5 protein-coding genes are annotated in these 4,972 nt (G+C 63.0%); 2 read left to right on the top strand and 3 right to left on the bottom strand.

Annotated features, from left to right (window positions below; all coding sequences use genetic code 11):
* Positions 1-394: 394 nt before the first annotated feature.
* Together QZ266_RS04800 and QZ266_RS04795 are read right to left on the bottom strand one after the other, a co-directional pair.
* Positions 395-583 carry a hypothetical protein gene (locus tag QZ266_RS04800; protein WP_295692081.1) on the bottom strand — a complete coding sequence of 63 codons (189 nt, stop codon included), beginning with the start codon at positions 581-583 and terminating at the stop codon, positions 395-397.
* A gap of 7 nt (positions 584-590) precedes the next feature.
* Positions 591-1,634 (bottom strand): DUF6445 family protein, encoded by a 1,044-nt coding sequence (locus tag QZ266_RS04795; RefSeq protein WP_295692080.1) that lies wholly within the window; start codon positions 1,632-1,634, stop codon positions 591-593.
* A gap of 79 nt (positions 1,635-1,713) precedes the next feature.
* Between QZ266_RS04795 and QZ266_RS04790 the strand changes: the two genes are divergently transcribed.
* Entirely contained in the window at positions 1,714-2,229 is a 516-nt protein-coding gene (locus QZ266_RS04790) for a DUF805 domain-containing protein (protein WP_295692078.1), read from the top strand.
* A gap of 57 nt (positions 2,230-2,286) precedes the next feature.
* Here QZ266_RS04790 and katG read toward each other — a convergent pair whose 3' ends face one another.
* The gene (katG, locus tag QZ266_RS04785; RefSeq protein WP_295692077.1) at positions 2,287-4,461 is read right to left on the bottom strand and encodes a catalase/peroxidase HPI; all 2,175 of its coding nucleotides are present in this window, start codon (positions 4,459-4,461) and stop codon (positions 2,287-2,289) included.
* Positions 4,462-4,693: 232 nt separating this feature from the next.
* Between katG and QZ266_RS04780 the strand changes: the two genes are divergently transcribed.
* Positions 4,694-4,972: SDR family NAD(P)-dependent oxidoreductase (locus QZ266_RS04780; protein ID WP_295692076.1), on the top strand; the 279-nt coding region annotated here is incomplete at its 3' end.

Genomic DNA, 4,972 nt, shown 5'->3' with positions numbered 1-4,972 from the left:
TCAGCCTTGGAAACCAGATCGAGCCGAAACTTGCGCCACAGGCCGCGCGGCCGCCACCCAGGACGCTTTGACGGAATAGCCCGATAGAGGTGACTAGCCGCAGTCTTCCGCGCCCCGCGCAAACCCGTCCCTAAAACCCATGACAGCCAGCGGGCCGTATCCGGTTCTTGAGGTCAAGGGCGGCGCAGCCGCCGCTCCGCGGTTTCACCCTAGAGCTCAAGAACCGGATACGGCGACCTCCCGGCAAGGGATTTATGGCGAGGCCTGCGCCCTCGCGCGCGGGCTCGAAACCCCCGTCCATGCGTGAACAGGAGACACCCGGCTCCAACCGGGCCACGCACCATGTTCGCAGGATGACATCGGCCGGCTCAGCGGACTGTGTGGCCGGGTGGTCTCAGACGCGTTCGCGGAGCCACAGGCTGGCGATGACCTTGACGCCTTCGGTCACCGGCTCGCCAGCATGCAGGGAAGGTCTCGCGCAGCTGCCATCCGGGTTCGTATTGTCGAAACTCAAAGCATCGCCGCGCTTGCCGCTCCAACGCAGGTTGAACGCTGGATTGCTGAACAGCGCGCAAGATTCCATGCGCTAGCTATCCTTGCAGGAAAAAGGAATTCACGGTCAGCCGCCCCGCCGCAACATCAGGGGAAAAGCTGAAGTCCGGGGGGATGTCTCCGGAGTGCAGCAGTGCGCCGCGATACATCACGACACGATTAAACCGGGCTTCCGTCTGCGCAATCCTCTGGAAGCGTGGACTCTTGCCGTTGAAATATCCGCTGGGCAGAGCCCCGTCCTGCCGTTCTTCCGCGTCCAGTGCCTGGCGATACGTGTCCAGACGATCTTGGCGGACAGTCTCATAGCCTGTCGAGGTGTGTCGGTAATGGCTGGTTCCGCCCTTCTCTGGGCCCGAGAGATAGTGAAGCAGCGCGATCAAGTTTGGATCTGTAGAATCGTGATGCGGTATGCGTTGAGCGGAGTAGAGCTTGTCCGGGGCTGTCGTGACGAGGGAGAAGCTGCACTCGATCAGCTTGGCGTCACGCGTATATCCAAACACGCGCGTCAGGATCTCACGGAGCATCTCTGCTTGATCCATCAGGTATTCCGACGGGGCGTTTGATCGGATGCCGGGATAGCCTGGCGGAGGGGGTGTGAAAGTCCGGCGCGATGCCTCGGCGACCAGAGCGTCGGGCCGCTTGGAGAAATCATCAATGACCACCAGAGGCTCGGCTTCCTGACCCAGGAATTGAACGGTATAGCCACCGCGATATTCGGTTTCGTACATGGATGCATTCGCCTTTTGCCAGCCCTGGAAGCTAGGTCGAACAGGCGGGCCAGCAATGCCCAGAGCGGGGCGTGCGCAGCGCGCGCCGGCTCGAAACTCCCGTGCGTGTTTGAACAGGGCGCGTCTGGATCCAACCGGGTCGCGCGCCATTTCCGAACGCGTCTCGCTCAGCCAGCCTTGGCGCTGCAGGCGGGAGGCTGCGGGATGGTTGATCGAGACCGGAAATGTCCCGGGGCGGGCCTTGGCCCAGGCTTCCGGGCACCGGTATTTGCGGCAGATGGCTGGCTTGTACAGGGGCTGGACGAGGCGTCCTGGCGGGCATGCAATGCCGGAACAGAGCGGCGCGGTGCGCACCTCTCCCCGATCGGGTCAGTGATTATTTGTCCGGCGGGACGTCGCTGTATACGGTCATCATCTCAAAGAGGGCGGCTAAATGACGATGTTTCAACGCGTGTCCTATCATCTTGCCAATCTGACCCGGTTTGAGGGGCGTGACTCGCAGGCGGTATTCCTGGCCTGGGGCATGATGGGTGTGCAGGTGGCGGGGTTTGCGATGGTCCTGGCAATAGCGCCCGTCGCCCTGGAAATAGCCGGGTTCGCGAGCCCCCTGTTTGGCGGGCAGGCCTGGATCGTGTCCACGGCGCTGGTTCTTGTGGTAGTTGTCGGCCTGTTTGCCCTCATGGGCGCGTCAATCGCGCGGCGCCTGCATGATAGTGGTCGCAGCCTTGTCTGGGCAGTGCCGCCGGCTGTCTTGCTCACGCTGGTTGGCCCCCTGATGCCTTATATTTTCGCGCAGGTCCCGGATGATGGGGTCGCACCGGATGGGTTCTCTGCGTTGACGGGACTCATAGTGGTCTACCTTCTGTCGGTGCTTCCGCTGATTGTTTTTCTCGCGGCAAATGGCAGCGGCGAACCCAACCGGTATGGCCCGCCTCCGGCTGACAGCTGACACGAAAAGGGCGGACCCGCGGGCCCGCCCTTTCCTGTGGTCCGGTCACTTCCGGCCCTAACTCACATCAAAGCGGTCGGCCTCCATGACCTTGGTCCAGGCGGCGACGAAATCCGTGACGAACTTCGCCGTGTTGTCGTCCTGGGCATAGACCTCGGCATAGGCGCGGAGGATGGAATTCGACCCGAAGACCAGATCGGCGCGGGTGGCGGTCCATCTCGCCTTTCCGGTGGCGCGATCGCGGATCTCATAGGTCGACTTGGAGACCGGCTCCCACGCATAGGACATGTCGGTCAGATTGACGAAGAAGTCCGTCGTCAGCTGACCCTCGCGATCGGTGAAGACGCCATGTTTGCTGCCACCATGATTGGTGCCGAGCACCCGCATTCCGCCGACCAGGACCGTCATTTCCGGGGCGGTCAGGCCGAGCAGCTGGGTCCGGTCGAGGAGCATCTCTTCCGGCGTGACGACATAATCCGCCTTGGCCCAGTTGCGATAACCGTCTGCCAGCGGCTCGAGCGAGTCGAAGCTGTCGCCATCGGTCATCGCGTCCGTGGCATCGCCGCGGCCCGCCGTGAACGGCACGGCGACGGAATGACCGGCTGCCTTGGCGGCCTGTTCGATCCCGACATTGCCGGCCAGCACGATGATGTCCGCGAGGCTGGCTCCAACCTTGCCGGCGATGGGCTCGAGCACACCGAGCACGCGGGCGAGGCGGTCGGGCTCATTGCCCTCCCAATCCTTTTGCGGTGCCAGGCGGATGCGGGCGCCATTGGCGCCGCCGCGCTTGTCCGAGCCGCGGAAGGTCCGGGCACTGTCCCAGGCCGTGGCGACCATGTCGGAGACGGAGAGCCCGCTCGCGGCGATGGCGGCCTTGGCGGCGTCGACATTCCAGCCCGTCGGGCCGGTCGGGATCGGGTCCTGCCAGATCAGGTCTTCGGCCGGAACGTCCGGACCGAAATAATTGGCACGGGGGCCCATATCGCGGTGGGTCAGCTTGAACCAGGCGCGGGCGAAAGTGTCCTTGAACCAGGCCGGATCGGCCATGAATTTCTCGCAGATGGCGCGATAGGCCGGATCCATCTTCATGGCCATGTCGGCATCGGTCATGATCGGCATGCGACGGATGGAGGGGTCGGTCGCATCGACCGGCATATGCTCTTCCTTGATCCCGACGGGCTGCCATTGATTGGCCCCGGCCGGGCTTTGCTTGAGTTCCCACTCATAGCCGAAGAGAAGCTCGAAATAGCCCATGTCAAACTGGGTCGGATTGGTCGTCCAGGCGCCTTCCAGGCCTGAGGTGACGGCATTGGCGGCCTTGCCACCCATATTCGGATTGAGCCAGCCAAAGCCCTGATTCTCGATCTCGCCGCCTTCCGGCTCGGCGCCGAGCGCGCCGGCATCGCCATTGCCGTGCGCCTTGCCGACCGTGTGGCCGCCGCAGGTGAGGGCGGCGGTTTCGGCATCGTCCATCGCCATGCGGGCGAAGGTCTCACGGACCTGGCCGGCGGTCTTGAGCGGGTCGGACTGACCGTTCACGCCTTCCGGGTTCACATAGATCAGGCCCATCTGGACGGCAGCGAGCGGGTTTTCCATCGTGTCCGGCTTGCCGACGTCTTCATAGCGCGTGTCCGACGGGGCCAGCCATTCCTGCTCGGCGCCCCAATAGGTGTCGATTTCCGGGTGCCAGATATCCTTGCGGCCAAACCCGAAGCCGAATGTCTTCAGACCCATATTCTCGTAGGCGATCGTCCCGGCCAGCAGCATGAGATCGGCCCAGGAGACCGCGTTTCCATACTTCTTCTTGAGCGGCCACAGGAGGCGGCGTGCCTTGTCCAGATTGCCATTGTCAGGCCAGGAATTGAGCGGTGCGAAACGGATATTGCCGGCACCACCACCGCCGCGACCATCGGCCAGGCGGTAGGAGCCCGCGGAATGCCAGGCGAGGCGGATCATCAGGCCGCCATAATGGCCGTAATCCGCTGGCCACCAGTCCTGGCTGTCGGTCAGGAGGGCGTGCATGTCGGCCTTGAGGGCGTCGACATCGAGCGATTTGAGCGCTTCGTGATAATCATAATCCGGGCCCATCGGGTCCGACTTGGTGTCGTGCTGATGCAGGATGTCGAGATTGAGCGCGCGCGGCCACCAGGCCATCACGCTGCTGCCGGTCCCGGTATTGCCGCCATGCATGACGGGGCAACCACTCATACCCTTTGGATCATTACCGTCCATTGTCTTCCTCCCAACGAAATATTGCTTTGCAGATCCGCGAACCGGGTCTGCGATGAGACCCTTATCCCAGACGATGATCCATTGATCCAATCAATTTAATCATGAATGGGTATAGAGTAGGCCACTATCAGATGCGATCGGGCGCAACGCAGGCCGAGGCTGGCGGGCGCATCCGCCGCCGCAGTCTCCCGTCGGGCAGTCAGGGGTGTTAGGGTCATCGGATCAGGCAGGGATGAGCGATATGACGAACGGGTTTTTCGAAGCAAAGACGGTCTGGGTTACCGGCGCCTCCTCAGGACTGGGGCGGGCCATGGCGATCGATCTCTCGAGGCGGGGCGCACGGGTCATCCTGTCGGGTCACAATGAGGCAGCGCTGAAGGAGACCCAAGGCCAGCTCGCGGGCGACAGTCTCATCCTGGCCTTCGAGACAACCGATATGGAGGCGCTTCCGGGTGTGGTGGAGACCGCGCTGGCCTGGTCAGGCCGGCTTGACGGGCTGATCAATAATGCC

The sequence above is a fragment of the uncultured Maricaulis sp. genome (assembly GCF_905480005.1).
Classification (GTDB): domain Bacteria; phylum Pseudomonadota; class Alphaproteobacteria; order Caulobacterales; family Maricaulaceae; genus Maricaulis.
Note: the sequence above shows the minus strand (reverse complement) of the source record. Positions and strands in the feature narration are given on the sequence as shown.